Annotated in this window: 22 protein-coding genes and 1 pseudogene; 10 read left to right on the top strand and 13 right to left on the bottom strand. The window is 38.2% G+C overall.

Annotated features, from left to right (window positions below; all coding sequences use genetic code 11):
- Positions 1-2: 2 nt before the first annotated feature.
- The 4 genes from HZR84_06370 to radA form a co-directional block, all read right to left on the bottom strand.
- A complete protein-coding gene (locus HZR84_06370) occupies positions 3-362 on the bottom strand; it encodes a glutaredoxin (GenBank protein QNL21575.1) in 360 nt (119 codons plus the stop codon).
- 152 nt (positions 363-514) lie between these two features.
- Complete coding sequence (locus HZR84_06365) at positions 515-874, bottom strand: glutaredoxin (protein QNL21574.1); 360 nt, start codon at positions 872-874, stop codon at positions 515-517.
- A gap of 129 nt (positions 875-1003) precedes the next feature.
- Positions 1004-1534 (bottom strand): TlpA family protein disulfide reductase, encoded by a 531-nt coding sequence (locus HZR84_06360; protein QNL21573.1) that lies wholly within the window; start codon positions 1532-1534, stop codon positions 1004-1006.
- A gap of 5 nt (positions 1535-1539) precedes the next feature.
- Positions 1540-2916 carry a DNA repair protein RadA gene (radA, locus tag HZR84_06355; protein QNL21572.1) on the bottom strand — a complete coding sequence of 459 codons (1377 nt, stop codon included), beginning with the start codon at positions 2914-2916 and terminating at the stop codon, positions 1540-1542.
- A 121-nt stretch (positions 2917-3037) separates the two neighbouring features.
- Between radA and HZR84_06350 the strand changes: the two genes are divergently transcribed.
- The 3 genes from HZR84_06350 (at position 3038) to HZR84_06340 (ending at position 6719) form a co-directional block, all read left to right on the top strand.
- Positions 3038-4312: a T9SS type A sorting domain-containing protein gene (locus HZR84_06350; protein QNL21571.1), complete on the top strand. Its 1275-nt coding sequence runs from the start codon at positions 3038-3040 to the stop codon at positions 4310-4312.
- 335 nt (positions 4313-4647) lie between these two features.
- Positions 4648-6042 carry a class II fumarate hydratase gene (gene fumC, locus HZR84_06345; GenBank protein QNL21570.1) on the top strand — a complete coding sequence of 465 codons (1395 nt, stop codon included), beginning with the start codon at positions 4648-4650 and terminating at the stop codon, positions 6040-6042.
- Positions 6043-6107: 65 nt separating this feature from the next.
- On the top strand, positions 6108-6719 hold the full coding sequence (locus HZR84_06340; GenBank protein ID QNL21569.1) for an Ezrin/radixin/moesin family protein: 612 nt from the start codon (positions 6108-6110) through the stop codon (positions 6717-6719).
- Positions 6720-6768: 49 nt separating this feature from the next.
- Here the strand turns inward: HZR84_06340 and HZR84_06335 are convergent, their stop codons facing one another.
- Positions 6769-7698, bottom strand: coding sequence for a LysR family transcriptional regulator (locus tag HZR84_06335; protein ID QNL21568.1), 930 nt, complete (start codon positions 7696-7698; stop codon positions 6769-6771).
- A gap of 99 nt (positions 7699-7797) precedes the next feature.
- On the opposite strand from HZR84_06335, the gene katG reads away from it, so the two are divergent.
- Positions 7798-10035, top strand: a complete 2238-nt coding sequence (gene katG / locus HZR84_06330; protein QNL21567.1) for a catalase/peroxidase HPI — start codon at positions 7798-7800, stop codon at positions 10033-10035.
- A 68-nt stretch (positions 10036-10103) separates the two neighbouring features.
- On the opposite strand, the gene HZR84_06325 is transcribed toward katG, so the two are convergent.
- From HZR84_06325 to HZR84_06310, 4 genes are all read right to left on the bottom strand, one after another.
- Positions 10104-10631: a hypothetical protein gene (locus tag HZR84_06325; protein QNL21566.1), complete on the bottom strand. Its 528-nt coding sequence runs from the start codon at positions 10629-10631 to the stop codon at positions 10104-10106.
- 72 nt (positions 10632-10703) lie between these two features.
- Complete coding sequence (locus HZR84_06320; GenBank protein QNL21565.1) at positions 10704-12083, bottom strand: tryptophanase; 1380 nt, start codon at positions 12081-12083, stop codon at positions 10704-10706.
- 103 nt (positions 12084-12186) lie between these two features.
- Entirely contained in the window at positions 12187-13092 is a 906-nt protein-coding gene (locus HZR84_06315; protein QNL21564.1) for a hypothetical protein, read from the bottom strand.
- A gap of 95 nt (positions 13093-13187) precedes the next feature.
- Entirely contained in the window at positions 13188-14462 is a 1275-nt protein-coding gene (locus HZR84_06310) for a DEAD/DEAH box helicase (protein ID QNL21563.1), read from the bottom strand.
- A gap of 62 nt (positions 14463-14524) precedes the next feature.
- On the opposite strand from HZR84_06310, the gene truA reads away from it, so the two are divergent.
- From truA to HZR84_06280, 6 genes are read left to right on the top strand one after another with little or no spacing between them, the layout of a single operon-like run.
- Positions 14525-15274 (top strand): tRNA pseudouridine(38-40) synthase TruA, encoded by a 750-nt coding sequence (gene truA, locus HZR84_06305; protein ID QNL21562.1) that lies wholly within the window; start codon positions 14525-14527, stop codon positions 15272-15274.
- Positions 15274-17046 carry an ABC transporter ATP-binding protein gene (locus HZR84_06300; GenBank protein QNL21561.1) on the top strand — a complete coding sequence of 591 codons (1773 nt, stop codon included), beginning with the start codon at positions 15274-15276 and terminating at the stop codon, positions 17044-17046. The genes truA and HZR84_06300 overlap by 1 nt, the downstream gene beginning before the upstream one ends.
- A 3-nt stretch (positions 17047-17049) precedes the next feature.
- Positions 17050-17568: a hypothetical protein gene (locus HZR84_06295; GenBank protein QNL21560.1), complete on the top strand. Its 519-nt coding sequence runs from the start codon at positions 17050-17052 to the stop codon at positions 17566-17568.
- Positions 17565-17753 (top strand): PspC domain-containing protein, encoded by a 189-nt coding sequence (locus HZR84_06290; protein ID QNL21559.1) that lies wholly within the window; start codon positions 17565-17567, stop codon positions 17751-17753. Before HZR84_06295 ends, HZR84_06290 begins: the two co-directional genes overlap by 4 nt.
- The gene (locus HZR84_06285; protein ID QNL21558.1) at positions 17753-18490 is read left to right on the top strand and encodes a class I SAM-dependent methyltransferase; all 738 of its coding nucleotides are present in this window, start codon (positions 17753-17755) and stop codon (positions 18488-18490) included. The genes HZR84_06290 and HZR84_06285 overlap by 1 nt, the downstream gene beginning before the upstream one ends.
- Complete coding sequence (locus HZR84_06280) at positions 18487-19227, top strand: ZIP family metal transporter (GenBank protein ID QNL21557.1); 741 nt, start codon at positions 18487-18489, stop codon at positions 19225-19227. The genes HZR84_06285 and HZR84_06280 overlap by 4 nt, the downstream gene beginning before the upstream one ends.
- 357 nt (positions 19228-19584) lie before the next feature.
- Here the strand turns inward: HZR84_06280 and HZR84_06275 are convergent.
- The 4 genes and pseudogenes from HZR84_06275 to HZR84_06260 all read right to left on the bottom strand — a co-directional run bounded on the left by HZR84_06275 (position 19585) and on the right by HZR84_06260 (position 22721).
- Positions 19585-19911 (bottom strand): annotated as a pseudogene (locus HZR84_06275) (type II toxin-antitoxin system PemK/MazF family toxin).
- Positions 19908-20135: a DUF2281 domain-containing protein gene (locus tag HZR84_06270; GenBank protein ID QNL21556.1), complete on the bottom strand. Its 228-nt coding sequence runs from the start codon at positions 20133-20135 to the stop codon at positions 19908-19910. Before HZR84_06270 ends, HZR84_06275 begins: the two are co-directional and overlap by 4 nt.
- 274 nt (positions 20136-20409) lie before the next feature.
- The gene (locus HZR84_06265) at positions 20410-21093 is read right to left on the bottom strand and encodes an alpha/beta fold hydrolase (GenBank protein ID QNL21555.1); all 684 of its coding nucleotides are present in this window, start codon (positions 21091-21093) and stop codon (positions 20410-20412) included.
- Positions 21093-22721, bottom strand: coding sequence for an ATP-binding cassette domain-containing protein (locus HZR84_06260; GenBank protein ID QNL21554.1), 1629 nt, complete (start codon positions 22719-22721; stop codon positions 21093-21095). The genes HZR84_06265 and HZR84_06260 overlap by 1 nt, the downstream gene beginning before the upstream one ends.
- Positions 22722-22785 lie beyond the last annotated feature (64 nt).

Here is a 22785-nt window from a genome sequence, read left to right as displayed (position 1 = left end):
CTTTAAGTGACTTTGAGTATATCAGTAGGTGTTTTACAAAGAATAGCGCGATTGCCCTTCATGGCTATTGGCCCAACAATTATTGCGGGATTGTGCACAAAAATATCTAAAAAGCCCTGCATCGTTATTTCATGCCCTTTGATATGCTCATGATAGTATTTGGATGAACGATCCATTAATTCTTTTGGCTTTAAGTTCAATCTATTGATAATTTCTTTCCAGATAGTGGTGGTGAGCTGTGTATTAAAAATGTCAATATCATTCACATGATTGCTGAGAGATTTGGCATAGGCTAATGTTTTTTTGCCTTTGTCACTCCTGGGGTCGTAAAATAGAACTATCTCGTTGGGATGAAATTTCATAAATAAGTTAGATTCAATTGAAAATGTAAAGATTTAATTTTTTATATACAATTCCTGAATGTCTTGTTCGAATTTAAAAAATAAGATGAGCACCCCAAATTGTTTGAATTCGGTTGTATTAATGATTTTGAAATCGAGAAATAAAAAAGGTCTTATTTAACCTTCATTACATCTACCGGATTTTTACACACAAGGGCAGTCTTGCCGTGAATGGCAATTGGTCCGGCCAATAAGTCGGGTTTGTGTACCAAAATTTTCAGCATTCCATCGATGTCTATATCTCGCCCCTTTATTCGGTTTTGATAGAATTCTGATGATCTATCCATAATTTTTTTTGGTTCCAAATCGACGAGTTCCAGTATTTGTTCCCAGCTTGTTGGTGTTAATGTTGTTTTGGTATAATCAATCTCTCTGATATGATTGTTTATACTTTTTGCATAAGCCAGAGTCTGTTTGCCTATTTCCGATTCCGGATCATAAATCAATACTATTTCATTAGGATGAAAGTTCATGATCTAAATTTTATTCGCACTTAAGATAAAATTCAATCCTGAAATTTCCTATGCTCTAAATCATAATTAGACATAAAAAAAGCCTTTCTGATAATTCAAAAAGGCTTTTGGTATTGAAAATTATTCTGTTTACTCTGCCATTAATTTTCTGATATCATCGGCAATGCCATCTTCTGATGGCCTTTTTGCTTTGATATCTGCAATTCTCCCTTTCTTATCGATGAGATAATACCAGGGCACTGCACCGCGATCGTAAAAATTCCTAAAATCCGTTCCTTCCGGATCATTTGAAATTAAACTCACGCCTCCGATTTCAAATTTTTCATTGGCCTTCAACCATTTTTCTTTGGCGGGCTCCAATACGGCAACATACAGAAATACTACATTGTCACTGCTGCCGATTTCTTCTCGCAACTCTTTTGATTTTGGCATTTCCTTTATACAAGGCTTACACCAGCTGCCCCATAGATCCATATAAACTACCTTACCTTTAAAGTCTGAAAGCGATACATCATTGCCTTCTTTATCTTTAAAAGTGAAATCAGGAGCGGGTTTCCTGAGATTTTCGTCAATTATACCCCCTTCTGTTGAAAATCCTTTTATTGCAAAGACCGTCACAAAAATTAAGGTAAAAATGCTTGCAGAAATTGAATATTTCATTTTTATCATTTTTTAAATATTGATTTAAATAATTGTTCAAATCTAGTATAAGAAGCTATATTTATCTCAAATAGTTCTGAATTTATTCCTTTTAAATTATTGCCTGAAATGGCAATTCTTTTAAATCCCAGTTTTTCAGCTTCTCCTATTCTTTGTTCTATTCTGTTCACTCCTCTAATCTCTCCTCCCAATCCAACTTCACCGGCAAAAGATGTGCCATTATCTACCGGAACATCGATATAGCTCGAAACAATTGAAGCGCAAACCGCCAAATCAAGAGCGGGGTCTTCAATTTTTAAACCGCCAGCAATATTTACAAAAACATCCTGTGCGCTCAATTTAAATCCACCTCTTTTTTCCAGTACGGCCAGAAGCATATTTAATCTTTTATTATCGAATCCGGTACTTGAACGTTGCGGTGTGCCATAGGTTGCAGGACTCACCAAAGATTGCACTTCAATCAATAATGGTCTGTTTCCTTCTATTGTTGCTCCGATAGCCACTCCATTTACATGATCTTCATGCTGAGAAAGTAATATTTCAGAAGGATTTTTGACTTCCCGCAACCCAGAATTATTCATTTCATACAAACCGAGTTCCGAAGTGGAACCGAATCTATTTTTTGTGGTTCGCAAAATTCTATAAGCCAAATGTCTGTCTCCTTCAAAATACAATACGGTATCCACCATATGCTCTAATACTTTCGGGCCTGCAATACTTCCGTCTTTTGTTACATGACCAATAATGAATACAGGAGTACCACTTTCTTTGGCGTACTTCATCAATTCCGCTGTGCATTCCCGCACCTGAGAAACACTTCCCGCTGTAGATTCGACGAATGAAGAAGTGAGGGTTTGTATGGAATCGACAATTAAAATATCCGGTTGCAATTCCTGGATCTGCTTGAAAATATTTTGCGTGGAGGTTTCCGTTAAAATAAAACAGGAGCTTTGATCTTCACTCAATCGCTCGGCGCGCATTTTAATTTGCCGTTCGCTTTCCTCACCCGAAACATAAAGGACATTTACATTTTTCAATTGCAAAGCCAATTGAAGCATCAGTGTAGATTTACCAATTCCGGGTTCACCTCCTAATAACACCAAAGATCCCGGCACAATGCCACCGCCAAGCACGCGGTTGAATTCAAAATCGGGTGTAGGCAAACGCATTTCCACTTTTGCATCGATCTCGCTGATTTTTTTTGGTTTGGAAGAGATCTGAGTAGACGTAGAATCTTTCCAGTCCGGGGCCTTGCCTTCTTTTTGGATTATTTCTTCAACAAAAGTATTCCACTCATTGCAGGAGGGGCATTTGCCCAGCCATTTGGCAGAATTATAACCGCAGTTTTGACAGAAATAGGCTTTTTTAGTTTTGGGGCTCATTGGTGGTTCAAAAGTAAATATTTGAATCTAATTTCATTGAAATTATTCAGCCTCGATATATTAAAAAATTAAAGAGATTAAGTTACTATTTTTATGTCTAAATAATTATGATATTAGTAAAATGAAAACTGCATTTGTGATCATATTAATTGCATTGTCAATTGAAGGTAATTCCCAGATATTAAGTCATTCTCAAAACTCATTTAAAACTCACCGAATTCAAGGGGATAAAATTTTGAGAATGATCAATCAAAATAACGGAGCATCTTTTTTTATGGATAGTTTGAAGATAAATCAATACGATTCGACGGTTTTAATTAATTCCACCAAATCATTCATTATTTATGATTTGCAAAATCGCATTGATAGCATAATTGGCTTCTATGCGTTTAATTCAGATACAATAACTAGTAAATTTTATTATACCTCTTTAGTAGACTCTATTACACAAAGATTTAGCTCAGATTCAAATAAAGTTAGCTATCTGGAATATTATTTTGGCGGAATTGATAAGCCTGATTCAATAGTCTATAAGTATCTTGATAATCAAAACGTATGGCAATATTCATCGGGTTTAAAATATTATTATTCTTCAGTAAACAATCGTGTTGATTCTATATTTAGGTTCAGCGGACATAATAATATTCCGGAACTATCTCGTAAAACCAAGTTGTATTATAATAATGCCAGTTTATTGCTGAAGGAAATTGATTTTTATTATAATATGCTCTCTCTTGAGTGGAGGCCTTCATCTGGGGAAATATATCATTACAATCAAAGTATGACAAGGTATGATTCCATAACTCATGGTGGTATTGATTCGACTTTAAGTCACACATTCGTAAGTTTTACAGAATATATAAGCTACGATAATAATAACAACCCAATTGAACATTGGGATAATTACAATGGCAAAATAAGAACTGTCAAATATGGATATGATTTAAATATACTTCTTACTGAAGTAGGCACTCCTTTCGTAATAGACAATTTATTTGGATATACCCCTGGCTTTTCTTTTGCTCAAAACCCTGTTATTTGGGATTCCTCATTCTTCGAATATCAAGGTCCTCAGGAATTCACAGATGAGTTCAAATATTATTATTCTTTTAGACAACCGGTTTCAAGTCTAATAAAGGAATCATCAGAAGAGGTAAAAATCTATCCGAATCCGGCAACAGATTATTTAATAATCGAATTTGATGATTTCAATTCTGATACCAAATTCAGGCTTTATGACTTTCAAGGAAGGCTGCAAATAAACAAACTGCTACATAGCGACCTAAACACCATATCATTATCAGGTTTGCCACGGGGGCTTTATTTTTATGATATTAGAAGTGAAAGACAGGTGATTCCAATAACTAGCGGAAGAGGGAAGATTATTAAAGAGTGATTTTATTTGGGCGCCCTCGTACATCTATCGCTCTACCTAACGCTTATACGAGGGCGAGTTTTGGGTGTCCTCCAAAAAAGTAGAGATTCCAGGAATTCCGTTCCGGAATCTTGGAATGACGAATAGGTTGAACGTCATTCCAAGGCTTGTCCTTGGAATCTCCAATCAAGGAATAGAGATTCCAAAAATTCCTTTCCCAAATCATTGAAAGCCGAGTACCCTTGTATTGGCTTGAATCTTATTCGAATAAAAACTCCTTCTAACAAACGCATAAATCATGATTTTTAAAACCAGTAAAAGCCATTATTTTTACCTCTCCAAAACCTAAATAAATCATGAGCCACAGAATCGAAAATGACACCATGGGAGAGGTAAAAGTCCCGGAAGATAAATATTGGGGAGCCCAAACCCAGCGATCGCTTCAAAATTTTAAAATAGGCAATGATAAAATGCCAATTGAAATCATTCGCGCTTTTGCCATTCTCAAAAAGTCTGCAGCCCAAACCAATGCTGAATTGGGGGTTTTGGACCAATCCAAAGCTGATCTTATTTCTAAAGTCTGTGATGAAATACTGGAAGGAAAACTAGATGATCAGTTTCCATTGGTAGTATGGCAAACCGGCTCGGGAACACAATCCAATATGAATTGCAATGAGGTCATCGCCAATAGAGCGCATGTATTACAAGGTGGCCAACTCAGCGATGAAAAAAAATCGGTACACCCCAATGACGATGTCAATAAATCCCAATCTTCCAACGACACCTTTCCCACGGCCATGCATATTGCGGGCTATGAAATGGTAGTAAAGACTACTATTCCAAAAGTTAAAAAACTAAGAGATACATTGGATAAAAAGTCAAAGGCCTTCGAAAAAGTAGTTAAGATAGGCCGCACGCATTTTATGGATGCCACACCTTTAACCTTAGGTCAGGAATTTTCCGGTTATGTCTCACAGCTGGATCACGGTTTAAAAGCATTAGACAATACCCTGGATCATTTATCCGAATTGGCTTTGGGTGGAACGGCTGTTGGAACGGGATTAAATACGCCCAGAGGCTATGCGGAGCTGGTGGCTAAAAAAATTGCCGAACACTCTGGCAACCCACATCGAAGTGCTGAAAATAAATTTGAAGCCCTGGCGGCCCATGATGCTATCGTGGAAACTTCCGGAGCATTAAAGCAATTGGCCGTAAGCCTCATGAAAATTGGCAACGATATCAGAATGTTGGCCTCAGGCCCGAGGTCCGGAATTGGTGAAATATTAATCCCCGAAAATGAACCCGGTTCTTCCATCATGCCCGGAAAAGTAAATCCTACCCAATGCGAAGCATTAACCATGGTTTGTGCGCAGGTGATTGGCCTGGATATGGCCATAGCCGTAGGAGGCTCCACAGGACATTTTGAATTGAATGTATTTAAGCCCATGATGATTTTTAATATGCTTAATCAGGCCAGATTAATAGGAGATGCCTGTAAATCTTTTAACGATAATTGCGCCATTGGCATTGAACCCAATCATGCGGAAATCAAAGACAAACTGGAACGATCGCTTATGTTGGTCACGGCATTAAATACACATATCGGTTATGAAAATGCGGCTAAAATCGCAAAAAAGGCGCATAAAGAGAATAAAACCCTTAGAGAAGCGGCCATTGAGCTCGGGTTATTAAGCTCGGAGCAATTCGATGAATGGGTGGTTCCTGAAAACATGACCGGGGGTTTAAAATAACGGAATAAGGTATTTTCCGTATTATTATGTCATAAAAATTAATTTTTAAGCTAATTATTAAAGCAATGAGAGTATTATTTATCGTGTTTGCCCTACTTTTTTCTACCCTTTATGTAAGCGCTCAGGAGGAATTGAGCCCTAAAGAATTAAAAAAACTCATGAAGGAGTGGAAAAAGAAAAAGAAAAGGATGGGGCCTGATGAATTTAAGGAATTGGTTGAATCCAATGAAAAAATGAAATCTCAGATCACAATGATGAGAGCAGATCTTGAAGATGCTCAAAACCAATTGGAGGCAAAAAACGACGAAATTTCTGATCTGAAAAGCAAAAACAAATCGCTACAGGCCAGAATAACACAAATGCAGAATGAGAAACCAAAGAGCGTCCCCGGTTTTGCAGTAGGAAATCCCAATGAAGGTATCGTTTTCAAGGTACAAATTGGGGCCTTTAAAAATAAGGATCTGAGTAAATTTATTGACAATAACCCCAATTTTTCCGGCGATGAAGATGGGGGAATGAAGAAATATTCAATAGGCATTTTCCGCGATTACTGGGAAGCCGATGCATTTAAAAAATACTTGCGCGAAATGGGGGTCAAAGATGCCTGGATCGTGTCATACAAAGACGGACAAAGAGTAGACATAAAAGACGTGCTCGAAGGCGTAGTTGAAAATTAATTAGCCCTCATGTGAAAAAGAAGCCCGAATTTTAACATTTGGGCTTTTTTTATTTCCAATCCATTTCCACAATTTTTTGCTTTTCCAAAAAGCGGGCCGGAACTACTTTTTGAATGATCTCTTTTAATCGATCGATCACGGTTTGCTTGAAATAACTGCTGTGGACAACAATGCTGACTTCCCGCACGGGTTCGGGATTTGAAAAGCGCTTGATATGTACCGAATTCAATTCATTTATCACCGACATTTCCGGTACGAGCGTATAGCCAACGCCGTTTTGAACCAGATTTTTCAAGGCTTCTATTGATCCGGATTGATAATCAAATCCTATTGAGGAGCGGTGTTTAGCACCTTTGCAAATGGAAAGGGCCTGATCCCTGAAACAATGCCCTTCATCCAAAACCAGTACTTCGCTTGGATCGAGATCTTCAGCCAATAATAGTTTTTCATCCTGAAAACGATGACTTTTTGGCAAGTACAATAGAAAAGGCTCATAAAAGACCGGAAATTCTTTAATTGAAGTCTCGTTTAATGGTGTTACCAATAAACCAATATCAATTATTCCTTTTTCGAGCTGAGAAATGATCTGTGCTGTTTGCAGCTCCTGAATTTTCAAATGAACCCTGGGGTTTTCTTTAATAAACTGGGGCAGAAAATTGGGTAAAAGATAAGGAGCAAGGGTAGGAATTATACCTATTGTAAACTCTCCTTCCACCGATTCTTTTTCGTGAATTACAAACTCTTTGAGCTGACTGGATTCACGCAGTATTTGCCTGGCTCTTGAAATTACTTCTTTGCCAATTTCAGTGGGCTGTAGTGGCTTTTTATCGCGATCAAATATTCTTACCCCAATCTCTTCTTCTAATTTTTTTACCTGCATGGTAAGATTGGGCTGAGACACAAAACAATGCTCGGCTGCATTTACATAATGCCGGTATTCATCAAGCGCGACGATGTATTCGAATTGTTGTAAAGTCATATAATTATTTATTATACAATTATAAGAATTATTGATTTGAATAATAAGAAAGATTTTTTCAGCTTAGAGCAGAATTGAAGCATTAAACAAAAAAACAACATGGAAAGTAACGGACATCCCAGTACTACATCATACGATATGAATGAGGCAGCAAAATGCCCATATATCGGTGGAACTCTAAAAGGCAGCGCCGGAAAAGGCCCTCGAAATCAGGATTGGTGGCCCAAGCAAATAAATCTTAATATTCTTCGACAGCATTCTTATTTGTCAAACCCCATGGATGAGGGTTTTAATTATGCCGAAGAGTTCAAAAAACTTGACCTGAAAGCATTAAAAAAAGATCTCTACGATCTTATGACCGACTCACAGGATTGGTGGCCGGCAGATTATGGCCATTATGGTCCATTTTTTATCAGGATGGCCTGGCACAGTGCGGGTACGTATCGAATTCAGGATGGCCGCGGCGGTGGTAGCTCGGGAACTCAGAGATTTGCACCCTTAAATAGCTGGCCCGATAATGCCAATCTGGATAAAGCCAGACTTCTTCTTTGGCCTATCAAACAGAAATACGGAAATAAAATATCCTGGGCGGATCTAATGATATTGGCCGGGAATTGTGCCCTTGAGGACATGGGATTGAAGACATTTGGTTTTGGCGGAGGCCGTGAGGATGTCTGGGAACCCGAAGAAGATATTTATTGGGGTCCGGAAGCGGAATGGCTGGGCGATAAGCGATATACCGGCGACAGGGAATTAGAAAACCCTTTGGGTGCCGTACAGATGGGATTAATTTACGTAAATCCGGAAGGGCCCAATGGAAAACCCGATCCCAAGGCAGCTGCGGAGGATATAAGAGAAACCTTTGGCCGAATGGCAATGAACGATGAAGAAACCGTAGCACTTATTGCCGGAGGCCATACTTTTGGCAAAACTCATGGTGCCGCAGATCCGGGTAAATATGTAGGGCCGGAACCAGCAGGTGCGAGCATCGCAGAACAAAATACGGGTTGGCACAACAGTTTCGAAAGCGGAAAAGGAGAACATACCATTACCAGTGGACTGGAAGGTGCATGGACAACGACGCCGACTAAATGGAGCAATAATTATTTTGAAAACCTCTTCGGTTATGATTGGGAATTGACAAAAAGTCCGGCGGGTGCTTATCAGTGGAAGCCAAAAGGCGGAGCAGGTGAAGGATTAGTCCCCGATGCCCACAATCCGGCGAAAAAGCACGCACCTTTTATGTTGACCACAGACCTGGCTTTGCGTGAAGATCCGGCTTATGAAAAGATATCACGACATTTTTATGAAAACCCGGATGTTTTTGCCGATGCTTTTGCGAGAGCGTGGTACAAATTGACACACCGGGATATGGGGCCAATTGTACGTTATCTTGGGCCTGAGGTTCCTAAAGAAGAACTGATCTGGCAAGATCCAATTCCAAGTGTAAATCATGAATTGGTTAATGATTCGGATGTAGAAAACTTAAAGAGCAAAATACTTGCCTCAGGCTTAAGTGTTTCTGAACTCGTATCTACTGCATGGGCTTCTGCCTCTACTTTCAGAGGTTCCGATAAAAGAGGAGGTGCCAATGGAGCCAGAATAAGATTTGCGCCTCAAAATGGATGGAAAGTAAACAATCCATCTCAATTATCAAAAGTTCTGGACAAACTGGAAAGCGTACAAAATGATTTCAACAATGCACAGTCCGGAGGTAAGAAAATTTCATTAGCTGACATGATTGTTCTCGGTGGTTGCGCTGCTGTAGAAAAAGCGGCAAAAGATGCCGGTCATAATATTAAAGTACCTTTTAATCCCGGACGTGCGGATGCTTCTCAGGAGCAAACAGATATTGAGGGTTTTGAAGCTCTTGAACCTGCAGCCGATGGATTCAGGAACTATTTTGCACCAAAACACAAAGTAGCAGCAGAAGATTTGCTGGTTGACAAAGCTCAGTTATTGACTTTGACTGCTCCTGAAATGTCTGTCCTGATTGCAGGTATGCGTGTTTTAGATACAAATTTTGACGGCTCCAAACATGGGGTTTTCACAAAGCAGCCCGGTAAACTGAGCAATGACTTTTTTGTTAATCTTTTGGATTTAAATATCACATGGAAAGCGACTTCTGATAAAGAAGAAGCATTTGAAGGATCGGATCGTAATAGCGGTGAAGTAAAATGGACCGGGACTAGAGTCGATTTGATTTTTGGGTACAACTCTGAGCTTCGCGGCATAGCCGAGCTCTATGCGCAAAGTGATTCAAAAGGAAAATTTGTTAAGGATTTCGCAGCGGCTTGGGCCAAAGTAATGGACCTTGATCGTTTTGATTTGAACTAATTAATTTTTTTGAATCAATTGAAAAGGCGGCTAAAAAGCCGCCTTTTTTAATTATATGGAATTCGCACTTATTCCTTTCTTAGGTATTTATATTCATTCCTTTTTATCCACTTATCGGAGCTATCAAAATTTACTTCTTTTCTAATAGAGAAGTTAGATGAATCAAAGGTATATACAGTTCTGATTAGGGCTTTTTTGTTATCATCTTTACCCGTGTATTCCACCGCTATTTCAGTTTGATTATTTGCAAGCTTCTTTTTCGTTTTTATCGTCTTTTTGTTGATCTGTGTTCCATTTTTCGATAATTTCATATTGTACTTATCGTTTGCTTTGGGTTCTTTCGGATAAATATTTGAAAGCACAAGCTGATTTTCATTAGAACCCTTTTCAACAATTAAGTCCGCGGGCATTGTATAAGGATTATTGGATTTGTAATCAATGTATGTGAGTGTTCCAGTCCATTGTCCGATAATAATGTTCAATTCTTCAGGGCTTACTTTTGAATTTAAGACCTCTTGTACTCTTTCCTGTCCATAATTTTTTTGAGGGATAAAAAATATGAACAGAGCCAAAAAGGGGATTAAAATATATTTCATAATTGATTTTATAATGCCCTTAAATGTATCAATTATGTTTTAAAAGGAGCTCTTGTAATTTCCGAAATGTGTTTATGAATGCTCAAAATGTGCCGTAAAATGTCTTAAAAATGGCTGTTCATAGACAATTTTTAATCCGGTAGTTTTCTCTCTTTTCTGCATTATTTTTTCAAACACTTCAATTACAAAATCCATATGACTTTGAGTATACACCCGCCGTGGTATTGCCAATCGCACCAATTCCATTGAAGCCGGAATGAGTTCGTGCCTTTTATTGTATTTACCAAACATCACAGAACCGATTTCCACTGCTCTGATTCCCCCTTCTACATATAACTCGCATACCAATGCCTGACCGGGATAGTGATCCAGTGGAATTTGGGGATAGAGTGCTTTTGCATCGATATAAACTGCATGCCCGCCAGTGGGTTCCATGATCGGAACTCCCATTTTTTTTAATCGATCACCCAGATAGGCAATGCTTCGAATGCGGTAATGCAAATAATCGTGTTCAAAAACTTCATTCAAGCCTGTTGCAATTGCTTCCATATCCCTGCCTGACAATCCGCCGTAAGTGGTAAATCCTTCTGTGATAATTAACAGGTTTTGAAGTTTTTCATTGAGTTCATCGTCATTGAAAGCCAGAAATCCTCCCATATTTACAAGGCCATCTTTTTTGGCGCTCATTATGGTGCCGTCTGCCAGGGAAAACATTTCTCTTGCTATTTCTTTATAAGAGACATTCTCAAATTCCTTTTCTCTTTTCTTTATGAAATAACTGTTTTCAGCAATTCTGCAGCTGTCTAAGAAAAACTTCACAGCATATTTTTTACATATTTCTGATATGGCTCTGGTGTTTTCCATGCTCACAGGCTGACCTCCACCGCTGTTATTGGTTACGGTAAGCACCACAGCACCAATGTTTTCGGGGGACTTTTCTTTAATAAGATTTTCAAGCCCGGCGATATCCATATTTCCCTTAAATGGATGGTACAAGGATGGCTGGCTGTTTTCGCTTATGGGAATATCAATGCCCTCTGCTCCCGAAAATTCAATATTTGCTCTTGTGGTGTCAAAAAGCGTATTGCTAATAAAAATCTTTCCCTTTCCACCCAGATAACCGTACAATATTCGTTCGGCCGCCCTGCCCTGATGGGTAGGTAAAATATGTTTGTATCCGCTTAGGTCTAAAATGGTGTCGCGCATCCTGATCCAGGAACGAGCTCCCGCATAAGATTCATCTCCGCGCATCATTCCGGCCCACTGTTCTGAACTCATGGCGGAGGTACCACTATCGGTAAGAAGGTCAATGATTACCTTATCGCTTTCGAGAAGAAATGGATTATAATACGCTTCTTTTAAATATTTAATTCTCTCCTCACGGCTTGTTAATTTTATTGATTCAACCGTCTTAATTTTAAAGGGTTCGAAAATCGTATTGAAGCCTTCCATTTTTATTTTTATACAAATGTGAAAGCTTGTGAAGAATTAAAATATGATGAAAATCGTCTTTTTTACTGTGCTTGATAAAAAGATCTGTTGAGAATCTTTTGATTCAATTTAAGCCGAGCTTGGCCCGGTAAACTGAATCAGCTACTGAGTTTTTATTCCAGTAGTCCAGCAAAATTGTTTCTTTCAAAGTAGCGGTCGTCGTAAGATTTTCTGTTTCAGCACCTCCGTTATTTAAGTAAGTTTCGGTCCAGCCCAATATTTTAAAGGGTTCTTTATTTTCAAATTCTATGCTCAAAATCCGGTTTTTATATTCCAGAGTATAGGTATTTATTCCCTTATCCTTTTCAAGTCTGGCATTGACTTCAAAGACTTTATTTTCTTTATGCTTTAACCTCAGATACTGCGTCGAAGGGTAAATGGACATTTTCCCCACAGGCAAATTTCCACCCTGAAGCCTGATTAAATTCCAGATCTCATCTTCGAGCAATACTTTTTTAATTTCTATTTGTTTATCGCCCTCTGACTCAAAATAGGAAAACTGTTCAATTCTGTATTTGTCTTTATCCAGATTCAACTGCATAAAGGTATGCCCACACCAATCCTGGTTGGTGGTGCTCACTTTTAAAGTATTTGGATATTCATTTTGATTAATTGGCGTGAACACGGAAGTCATCAAAGAGTATGGGTATATTCCTGTGCTGAATTTTTTAGTAAAGTTTAATTTCAAAACATTGGTGCCGGGGGAACTTGCCGGCCGATCGGCTTTAACTTGTTTTTCGGTGTTAAATGGTTCTGAAACAAAAATTAATACGGAATGTCCTTTATGAATTTCACCGTATCTCGATTGTTTTAAATCATAGGAACTCAATTCGGCCTTTCCCTGATACCAATAATTCATATCGACAGTGCTAATGCCCGAAGAGGGGCTGTTTTCTTTATTGCTGCCGGCTTCACCATTGGTACAGGATACAAGTACTAAAGAAAATAATATGTAAATGAGTGTTTTCATGATTCTACTTTAATATACAAGGATTCTTTTGAAGAATTTGTTTAATTATTTCGACATGGATCATGAAAATGTCAGCGCGATTACATGAAAACGGGCTATTTTCTCCTTTTTTTCTTTTTGCCGAATCGTTTATGTTGGTTTTTCTCATGAAATGCTCCTTTGAAATCCGGATCGTTTTTCCTCTTTAAATAATCGAGTTCGCGATTGATCGCTTGTTGCTCTTCGAACGGTGTTTCAGTTATTTCAACTACTGCAGGCCATTGCTTTTCAGGAATTTTCATTTGAATCAATTTTTCAATTTCACCCAAATGCCATTGTTCTGCCTCATCCGCCATACTGATAGCAGTTCCTTTATTTTCAGCCCTTCCGGTTCTCCCGATTCTGTGCACATAATCTTCATACATAATCGGCACGTTAAAATTAATTACTGCAACTACATCAGAAATATCAATGCCCCTGGCACTGACATCGGTGGCAACCAAAATTCTTATTTCATTGTTTTTAAATGCATTGATCGAATTAATACGTGTATTCTGTCCTTTATTGGCGTGAATAACCCTTACTTCCTCACTCAATTTTCTTTGAATAAACTTAAACACATCATCTGCGGATTTTTTGGTTCTGCAAAAAACAATGACTTTACCATTGGGGTATTTATTTTCCAGCAAATAAGAAAGCAGATTTATTTTACTTCGGATATTTGGCGCCCTGTAGAAAAGCTGTGAAACGGTTTCTGCCGGAGTGGCCTGTGGACTGATTTCTATACGATGCGGAAATTCTACAAAATCGGAAGCAATCCGTTCAACGGCCTCAGACATGGTGGCGGAAAACAGCATGCATTGTTTTTTCATTGGAACCAGCTCCAGTATTCTATTGATTTGTGGCATGAAACCCATATCCATTACCCGGTCCGCTTCGTCTAAAACAAGGATTCTAATGCGTTTAAGATTGATTCCATGTTTTTTAGAAATATCTAATAACCTTCCAGGCGTGGCAACCAGAATATCCAGGCCTTTTTCAATGGCTTCCATTTGCGGATTGATGCCGGTGCCTCCATAAACAGCCAGATGACGTAAATCGGTAAAAGCAGCGAATTCTTCAATTTCTTTATCGATTTGGATCGCTAGTTCTCTAGTCGGAGCTAAAATAATAGCTCTTGGGTCTTCAAATTGAGCGAAATTCAATTTCACCAGAATGGGCAAAAGATAGGCGGCCGTTTTACCGGTTCCGGTCTGGGCAATTCCAATGATATCCTGACCTCCTAAAATAGAGGGAATGGCCTTTTGCTGTATTTCAGTAGGCTTTTGATAGCCTTTTGCAGCAATAGCTTTAAGCATTTGAGGATTGAGCTTGAGGTCTTTGAAATCCATGAAGGAACAAAGCTACGTATTCTGTTCACCTTTTGATAAATACTGTCTTATTTTGCAAGGCAATGAAATACGCACTTCAATTTGCATATAAGGGGACCAATTATCATGGTTGGCAAATTCAGGACAATGCACATTCCGTTCAGGCGGAGTTAAACCGGGCTTTGGAAACCCTGCTCAAACATCCTATTAAGACTTTGGGATCAGGAAGGACGGATAAAGGTGTACACGCAAGGGAACAGTTTGCAATGTTTGATTCCATCCATGATTTAAATTCTTACGATCATTTGAAATCAATTAATGCCCTTTTGCCAAATGATATATCGGTTTTTGGAATTTACAGAATTGGTGAAGATGCAAACCTGAGATTCGATGCCATTGAAAGAGTGTATGAATACAGGATATGCCGCCAAAGAGACCCTTTTGAATTGGAAACTTGTGCATTTTTGTTTTCACAAATGGATAAGGAATTATTGAACCGTGGGGCTGAATATTTGTTGACACAAAAGAATTTTGCTGCATTTGCAAAAAGCGGCTCGGATCAACGCACAAGTATTTGCAATATAAGTCGCGCGGACTGGAAATTTGATGGCCATCTTTGGACTTTTGAAATTGCAGCCGATCGTTTTTTAAGAAATATGGTTCGGGCAATTGTTGGCAGTCTGGTTGAATTGGCGGAGGGTAAAATAGACTTAAAATCATATAAGAAAATCTTCGAATCGGATAAAAGAAGCAGTGCGGGAAGATCGGTACCTGCAGAAGGCTTATTTTTGAAAAAAGTCACTTATCCAAAGAGGTATTTTCAAGACATTTAATGGCGGAAAAAAGAGAAATAAAAAAAGGCAATGTTATAGATTTTGATGTTCTGAAAAGAATATTCAAATATGTAAAACCCTATCTGGGGCTTTTTTATCTTGTGGTGTTCCTTACCATTGCTTCTGCGGCTCTGGCGCCAATAAGGCCATTTCTAATCTCTCATATCATTGATGAGGAAATTGTCAACAGGGATATTGACGGTCTGGTTTTCATGACCCTTGTTTTGGTTGGTTTATTGATTGTTCAGTCTGTTTCGCAATATTATCAGGCTTATTTATCACAGGTTCTTGGGCAGAATGTGGTTCGCGATCTGCGAATTAAATTGTATCGACATATTTTAAGCCTCAGGTTAAAGTTTTTTGATCGCACACCCATCGGAAGATTGGTGACCAGAAGTATTTCTGATGTTGAAACTCTTTCGGATATATTTTCGCAGGGCTTTGCCGCAATTGCCGGTGATTTATTGCAGCTCGTTTTTATTCTGGTTTTGATGTTTTACACCAGTTGGAAGCTGACCCTGGTGAGTTTATCGACTTTGCCACTCCTGCTTTTCAGCACCTATATTTTTAAAGAAAAGATTAAGATTTCCTTTAACGATGTGAGGAATGCGGTATCAAACCTCAATTCATTTGTTCAGGAGCACATCACCGGAATGGCGATTGTTCAGATTTTCAATTCTGAAAAAAGAGAGTATAAAAAGTTTCAGGAAATCAATAAAGAGCATTTAAATGCCAATGTGCGTTCGGTTTTATACTATTCGATTTATTTTCCCGTAGCAGAAGTTATCGGCGCTGCCGGCACGGGTTTATTGGTTTGGTATGGAGCAAAGGGGGTATTGCAGGATGAAGTGACGCTCGGTAACCTAATTGCCTTTATTATGTACATATCCATGTTTTTTCGACCCATTCGTATGATCGCCGATCGCTTTAATACCCTTCAAATGGGCGTGGTGAGTTCAGAGCGTATTTTTAAATTGTTGGACAACGACAGTCAGATTCAAAATAATGGCGACTACCGGCCGGAATCCATAAAAGGCAATGTGCATTTTAAAAATGTATGGTTTGCCTATAACGATGAAGATTATGTTCTCAGGGATATTAATTTTGAGGTTAAATCCGGACAAACTGTAGCCCTTGTCGGTGCTACCGGAGCGGGAAAATCTTCCACCATTAACCTCTTAAGCCGCTTCTATGAAATCAATAAAGGAGAAATATGTGTCGATGGCAGAGATATGCGCGATTACGATCTTGAGATACTGAGAAAACATATTGGGGTGGTTTTACAAGATGTGTTTCTTTTTTCAGATACCATCTTTAATAATATCACCTTGGGTAATCCTGAAATTGATATTCAAACAGTAAAAAACGCGGCTGAACTGGTCGGAGCAAGAAAGTTTATTGAGCGATTGCCGGGAGGTTTTGAATACAATGTGATGGAACGAGGGGCGACGCTTTCGGTTGGACAGAGACAATTAATTTCATTTATCAGGGCCATTGTTTACGATCCGGAAATCATTGTTTTGGATGAAGCCACCTCATCGGTGGATGTGGAAACCGAAGTATTGATTCAAAAGGCAATAGAGAAAATGATGAAAGGAAGAACTTCTATAGTAATTGCTCACAGATTGTCAACCATTAAAAGTGCCGATTTGATCATTGTACTTGATAAGGGAAAGATCGTAGAAAAAGGTAAACACGATGAACTTTTGAAACAAAATGGATTTTATGCCAGGCTACACGAAATGCAGTTTAGAAATGTAATAGTGAGTTAAAGAATGCGAATCAGCAATAAATTTATTCTTATTGGAATTGCGGTGATATTGGCTTTTGTGGCCATTTATCAATACCTGAAAACGTCCACTCCGCTGGAAATTGAAATTAAGAATACAAATGGCTTTGTGGTGCAAGGCAATTATTTTGAAGGCGACTGGAAAGACGATCAAATAAAAAATAACCATTTATTGGCTGATAGCATTGCAATAAAAAAAGGGCTGATATCAACTGCGATTTATTACAATGATCCAAATGAGGATGATGGTTTTATCAAGGCATTTATAGGCGTGAATGCACCAAAAGAAGAGTTAATTCCAGTTTTTGAAGAGATTAGAATCATTGAAAAAGGCTCTTTTCTTTCAGGAAAAATCAGCAATGATTATTTTTCGATTCCGCAAAGAATATATTTGGAAATGGAAGATTTTGCCAAAGATAAAAGCATTGAAATTGGTGAATTCTCTGTAGAGCAATATTTTAGCGATACCTTAATGTATGTTTATATTCCAATTGTTTCAAAATGACTGAAAAAAGACTTACACGTTCAAGAGGAGACAGGATAATTGCCGGGGTTTGCGGTGGACTCGCAAAATACTTCGGATTAGACCCTGTTTTGATTAGAGTGATATTTTTAATTGCCCTATTGGGCTTTGGCACAGGACTTTTACCTTATTTGGTGTTGTGGATAGTAATGCCAAATGAAAATTAATGTGCGATTCAAAAGCCTGGTTTGAGGAATGGTTTGATACTCCCTATTACCACATTCTATACAAAGACCGGGATTTCCGTGAGGCAGGACTTTTTATTGATAATTTAGTTGATGAGCTAAAAATGCAAGCCGGTCAGAAAGTACTTGATTTGGCCTGTGGTAAAGGAAGACATAGCATTTATCTCAATCAAAAAGGCATGGATGTCGTCGGAGCCGATCTTTCCGATAAAAATATTGCCCTGGCAAAGGAATTTGAAAATTCAAGTTTGCACTTTAAGGTGCATGACATGCGAAAATCCATTGTGGAAAATCGCTACGACTTCGTTTTAAATTTATTTACAAGTTTCGGTTATTTTGAATCAGATGAAGAAAATCTTCAAACGCTTTCATCGGTCTTTGGAGGACTAAAACCGGGTGGCGAATTTGTTTTGGATTTTCTTAATACGGAAAAGGTCTTGAACAGCGGCACTGAAGAAACAATAAAAAATATTGATGGAATTGAGTTCAGAATAAAAAAATACCTAAGCAAAGGATTTCTACACAAATCGATAAAATTCACCATTGGCGGAGAAGAAAAAGCTTATGAAGAAAAGGTAATGGCCATTTCAGAGATGAAATTTCAGGAATATTTTTCAAAGCTCGGTTTTGAAATTGTCGCTGTTTACGGCGACTATAATTTAGGTCATTTTAATTCTGAAAAATCAGAAAGGTTGATTTACAGATTGCTTAAACCATGATTGTATTAAAGGCGATTATATTGACTTTGATCACCCTATTGCCCGGCATTTTGATTATGAAATTGGGTTCGATCAACAAATTCAATTTTAAATTTCTTTTGATTTTTAGTGGAGCCTTTCTCTTGTCAATTACCATACTTCATATTTTGCCGGATATTTTTTATCAGTCGGGAGCAACTTTTAAAATATCACTCTTTGTACTGATTGGGGTTTTTGTACAAATGACGCTGGAATCATTTACATCGGGAATTGAACATGGCCATTGGCATGATCACGGAATTAAAAACCGATCAACCGCCTTTCCTTATGGCCTTACGATTGCCTTGTGTTTGCACTCTTTATTGGAAGGGGCCATACTTTCACAAGATGGTCATTCGCATGGTCATGGCATGTATGATTCATTGCTGATTGGCATAGCTGTTCATAAAATTCCGGCAGCGGTTGCGCTGGTATCGGTGTTGATGTCTGAAATAAAAAACTCAAAAATCACCTTGACCATTCTAGCAATTTTTGCGATTTCATCTCCAATAGGGATGTTGCTAAGTGAGTATTTGCAAAACAGCAATGTCATTCTGGACAATTCCTTTGATGTGATCATGGCTTTGGCAGCGGGCAGTTTTATTTATATTTCTGCTACCATCTTATTTGAAGCCCGACAGGATCATAAAATAAAGCTTGGCAATATTGTACCGGCCTTGATAGGCGCACTTTCTGCTATTTTAATCGAGGTTTTATAGGAAATCTGAAATTTTCTGAGTGAGTAGCTCAAGATCGCACTGTTCAATAGGATTTCCAACCATCAGAATCATTCGCAAAAAATTCAGATTGACAATTGAAAAATGCAGAATATGAATTTTCATTGGCATCCTCGTTACACTTTTACCTCCTCTTAGTAGTTCCTCTCTCTGAGTGCAACAAAGAGTCTCCATTTACCTACCATTAGAGTCTCTTCGCTCAGGCTCAGAGAAAGGAACTTCTTTGTTGTTTACCATCAGTTCAAACGCAGAAGACTCTGATTAATAATAGAATATGAATTTAATCGGCATCCTCATTACGCTTATAACCCGGCTTCAGCCAAAAAGAAGGGTGGAGGACTAAGCAAGTCCAATCTTGAAAATTTTACTCAAATTTTCATCGACTTGTTTTAATTCAATTAGTAATAAATTACCAAATTTTCCTATTACTAAGTCCTTATCTATTGTTGCTAATTTGCTTAACCTGATTAATGAAGTTCTTTTAAGTCCGTTTATCGATGATGCTTGAATTTTTACATCAAATTCTTCTTGCCATTTTAACTATGTTGTGATGAAAGAGACTGTTATATCTGTCTCTCCCTTCACAAGAATTAATGCTGGTCTATTTTTTATACTAGAGAGGTCAGTAAAGGGAAATGGTACAAGTACAATGTCACCTTTTGTCATTTATACTTCTCTTTTAGATCTTTTTCTGAATAAAGGTCTTCTTCGTCTTTCAGAAATTTGAATGCATTCGAGTTAGAAACTAGTTTTTGAATACCTTCTGTAACTATTTGATTTTCAATTCTATTTAAAAGAAATTCGGCAAAGTCAGAAACCTCCCTTAATTTTTGGTCAGGTAACTTTGATATATTATCAATGGCCTTCTTTATTAAAGTCTCTCTAGTCATTTGTCAGATTTTAAGAGTTAAATTTAATTAAAAATCATCTGTTTTACATCGCTTGAGCCGTAACATGCATTGATTCCTATCTGGTTCTCCTCTCCTGACAAGGATCATTTAACTAACGTTTTGACATTTAACTACCTGCCGGCAGACGCTAATCTGTAAAAATCCTATTAACCCAAAGTGATACCTTCGACTTGCTGTACTAAATTTATCAGCCGAGGCTGACCAAGTCTACCAGAGACTTATAGGAATCTTGGCAGCTATTTTAATTGAGGTTTTATAGGAAATCTGAAATTTTCTGAGTGAGTAGCTCTAGATCGCATTGTTCAATAGGATGTTTGCAGTTTTTAAGTATCTCGAATTCCGCTCCCGGAATCCATTTGGCTACATTTTTCGATTCTTCAATTGAAACCATTTTGTCCATTTCGCCTACCATTATTTTAACCGGAATGTCAAGCAATTCAAAATGATTAAAATTCAATGCTTCGCCATCACCGAGTTTGAGCATCATAGGGGCCGTTTTATTCAGAACATCCTCCCATTTTCCCGGAGTATGTCTTTTTTTCAAACTTTCGGCAAATTGAGGCACTTTTTCTTTGATCTTTTCAGGATCAAGCATTTTAATTTCCTGTTTTGCAGAATCGGGATTCCAGTCAAATTTGGTTCCAAGGGTAATAATTTTTTGTATAAATCCGGGATAATTTAGAGCAGTATTAATGGCTACATAGCCTCCCATGCTATATCCAAATACAAGCACACTTTTGAGTTTTTCCTCCTTTAAATAATCACTCAGGTTTTGAGAAAAATTATCGATGGAAAAGTCTCGCTCCGATGTTCTGCCGCCGTGCCCTTCAAAATTTAAGAGGCGAACATCAAAATCGGATTCAAGTTTTTTGGCCAGTTTTTCAAATTGAGATTTTGCTCCTAAAGCTCCATGCAGGATAATCAGCGGTCTTTTCATCAGGCATTGACCTCTGAAGCGTACAGGGCTTCCCGTCTTTCTCTCAATTCTTCATCGCGGATGTAAGAATCGAAATCGATCTTTTTATCGACCATTCCATTTGGCCCTATTTCGATAATTCTATTGGCTACTGTTTGCGTGAATTGATGGTCTCTTGAAGTGAATATCACCTGTCCTTTAAAATCCCTCAATCCCTGATTGAAAGCCTGGATACTTTCCAAATCAAGGTGGTTGGTCGGCTCATCCAACATGAGGAAATTGGCGCCTTGAAGCATCATTCTTGATATCATGCAACGCACTTTTTCTCCTCCGGATAGCACCGATGATTTTTTCAATGCTTCTTCTTTTGCAAAGAGCATTCTTCCTAAAAAACTTCGGATAAATGTCTCATCCTGATTTACAGAATACTGACGTAACCAATCTACCAGATTGAGATTGTTTTCAAAATACTTGCTGTTATCATTGGGTAAATAGGCCTTTGTAACGGTTTGACCAAATTTAAAAGCACCTTCATCGCTTTTTTCCTCTTTGGATAAAATCTTGTAAAAAGTGGTTATGGCCAGTGAATCCCTTGAAATTAGAGCGATTTTGTCACCCTGATCAAAGGTGAAATTCAAATTTGAAAACAAATACCTTCCATCGAGTTTTTTTCCAAGATTTTCTACCTGTAATATCTGATCCCCGACTTCGCGCTCTTGCTGAAAACCGATATATGGGTATTTTCTGGTGGAGGGTTTTATATCGGAAATGTCCAGCTTTTCTATCATTTTCTTTCTACTGGTAGCTTGTTTGGATTTCGCTACGTTGGCGCTGAATCGACGGATAAAATCCTCGAGTTCTTTTTTCTTTTCCTCGGCCTTTTTATTTTGTTGTTGTTGTTGTCTCAGCGCCAGCTGACTTGACTCATACCAAAAGGTATAATTACCTGTAAACATCTGTATTTTGCTAAAGTCAATATCGACCATATGTGTACATACATTATCGAGGAAATGACGGTCGTGAGAAACAACAATCACAGTATTTTTAAAATCAGCCAAGAAGTCTTCCAACCAGATGACTGTTTCAACGTCAAGGTCATTGGTAGGCTCATCGAGTAATAAGATGTCTGGGTTGCCAAAAAGCGCCTGTGCCAAAAGCACCCGCACCTTTTGATTTCCTGTCAACTCATCGAGAATCGTGTAATGCAAGTCTTCAGAAATTCCGAGTTTACTCAATAATTCAGCTGCATCCGCTTCGGCATTCCAGCCATCCATTTCTGCAAATTGTGCTTCCAAATGCGCGGCTTTTTCACCGTCAGCATCAGAAAAATCTTCTTTCAGATAAATGGCATCTTTTTCCTGCTTGACCTTCCAGAGATCCTCGTTACCCATCATGACAGTATCCAGAGCCGTTTCATTTTTGAATGCATTGTGATCCTGTCTGAGAATGGACATTCGCGCATTCGGATCTTTTGAGATACTTCCGGTGGTTGGATCGAGTTCTTTTGAAAGGATTTTTAGGAATGTAGATTTTCCGGCACCATTTGCGCCGATTACACCATAGCAATTGCCGGTGGTGAACTTGAGGTTTACATCCTCAAAAAGGACTCGTTTACCGAATCTTAGAGAAATATTTGAAGCGTTTAACATATCGCTAATTTTTTTGGGGCTGCAAAGTTACAATTACCATAGCAGAATTGATAATGTTTGTTCA

The organism is Hyphobacterium sp. CCMP332, from assembly GCA_014323545.1.
GTDB lineage: Bacteria > Bacteroidota > Bacteroidia > Cytophagales > CCMP332 > CCMP332.
The sequence above is the reverse complement of the archived record's forward strand: the minus strand, read 5'-3'. Positions and strand labels throughout refer to the sequence as shown.

Bases quoted from the DNA above. Each gene is read 5' to 3' on its own strand.
- HZR84_06265 (QNL21555.1), bottom strand. From the start codon at position 21,093: ATGAAAAGACCGCTGATTATCCTGCATGGAGCTTTAGGAGCAAAATCT.
- HZR84_06290 (QNL21559.1), top strand. From the start codon at position 17,565: ATGACTGAAAAAAGACTTACACGTTCAAGAGGAGACAGGATAATTGCC.
- HZR84_06320 (QNL21565.1), bottom strand. From the start codon at position 12,083: ATGGAAGGCTTCAATACGATTTTCGAACCCTTTAAAATTAAGACGGTT.
- HZR84_06270 (QNL21556.1), bottom strand. From the start codon at position 20,135: ATGACTAGAGAGACTTTAATAAAGAAGGCCATTGATAATATATCAAAG.
- HZR84_06325 (QNL21566.1), bottom strand. From the start codon at position 10,631: ATGAAATATATTTTAATCCCCTTTTTGGCTCTGTTCATATTTTTTATC.
- HZR84_06280 (QNL21557.1), top strand. From the start codon at position 18,487: ATGATTGTATTAAAGGCGATTATATTGACTTTGATCACCCTATTGCCC.
- truA (QNL21562.1), top strand. From the start codon at position 14,525: ATGAAATACGCACTTCAATTTGCATATAAGGGGACCAATTATCATGGT.
- HZR84_06315 (QNL21564.1), bottom strand. From the start codon at position 13,092: ATGAAAACACTCATTTACATATTATTTTCTTTAGTACTTGTATCCTGT.
- HZR84_06310 (QNL21563.1), bottom strand. From the start codon at position 14,462: ATGGATTTCAAAGACCTCAAGCTCAATCCTCAAATGCTTAAAGCTATT.
- fumC (QNL21570.1), top strand. From the start codon at position 4,648: ATGAGCCACAGAATCGAAAATGACACCATGGGAGAGGTAAAAGTCCCG.
- HZR84_06300 (QNL21561.1), top strand. From the start codon at position 15,274: ATGGCGGAAAAAAGAGAAATAAAAAAAGGCAATGTTATAGATTTTGAT.
- HZR84_06365 (QNL21574.1), bottom strand. From the start codon at position 874: ATGAACTTTCATCCTAATGAAATAGTATTGATTTATGATCCGGAATCG.
- HZR84_06370 (QNL21575.1), bottom strand. From the start codon at position 362: ATGAAATTTCATCCCAACGAGATAGTTCTATTTTACGACCCCAGGAGT.
- HZR84_06295 (QNL21560.1), top strand. From the start codon at position 17,050: ATGCGAATCAGCAATAAATTTATTCTTATTGGAATTGCGGTGATATTG.
- HZR84_06360 (QNL21573.1), bottom strand. From the start codon at position 1,534: ATGAAATATTCAATTTCTGCAAGCATTTTTACCTTAATTTTTGTGACG.
- HZR84_06285 (QNL21558.1), top strand. From the start codon at position 17,753: ATGTGCGATTCAAAAGCCTGGTTTGAGGAATGGTTTGATACTCCCTAT.
- HZR84_06335 (QNL21568.1), bottom strand. From the start codon at position 7,698: ATGACTTTACAACAATTCGAATACATCGTCGCGCTTGATGAATACCGG.
- radA (QNL21572.1), bottom strand. From the start codon at position 2,916: ATGAGCCCCAAAACTAAAAAAGCCTATTTCTGTCAAAACTGCGGTTAT.
- katG (QNL21567.1), top strand. From the start codon at position 7,798: ATGGAAAGTAACGGACATCCCAGTACTACATCATACGATATGAATGAG.
- HZR84_06260 (QNL21554.1), bottom strand. From the start codon at position 22,721: ATGTTAAACGCTTCAAATATTTCTCTAAGATTCGGTAAACGAGTCCTT.
- HZR84_06350 (QNL21571.1), top strand. From the start codon at position 3,038: ATGAAAACTGCATTTGTGATCATATTAATTGCATTGTCAATTGAAGGT.
- HZR84_06340 (QNL21569.1), top strand. From the start codon at position 6,108: ATGAGAGTATTATTTATCGTGTTTGCCCTACTTTTTTCTACCCTTTAT.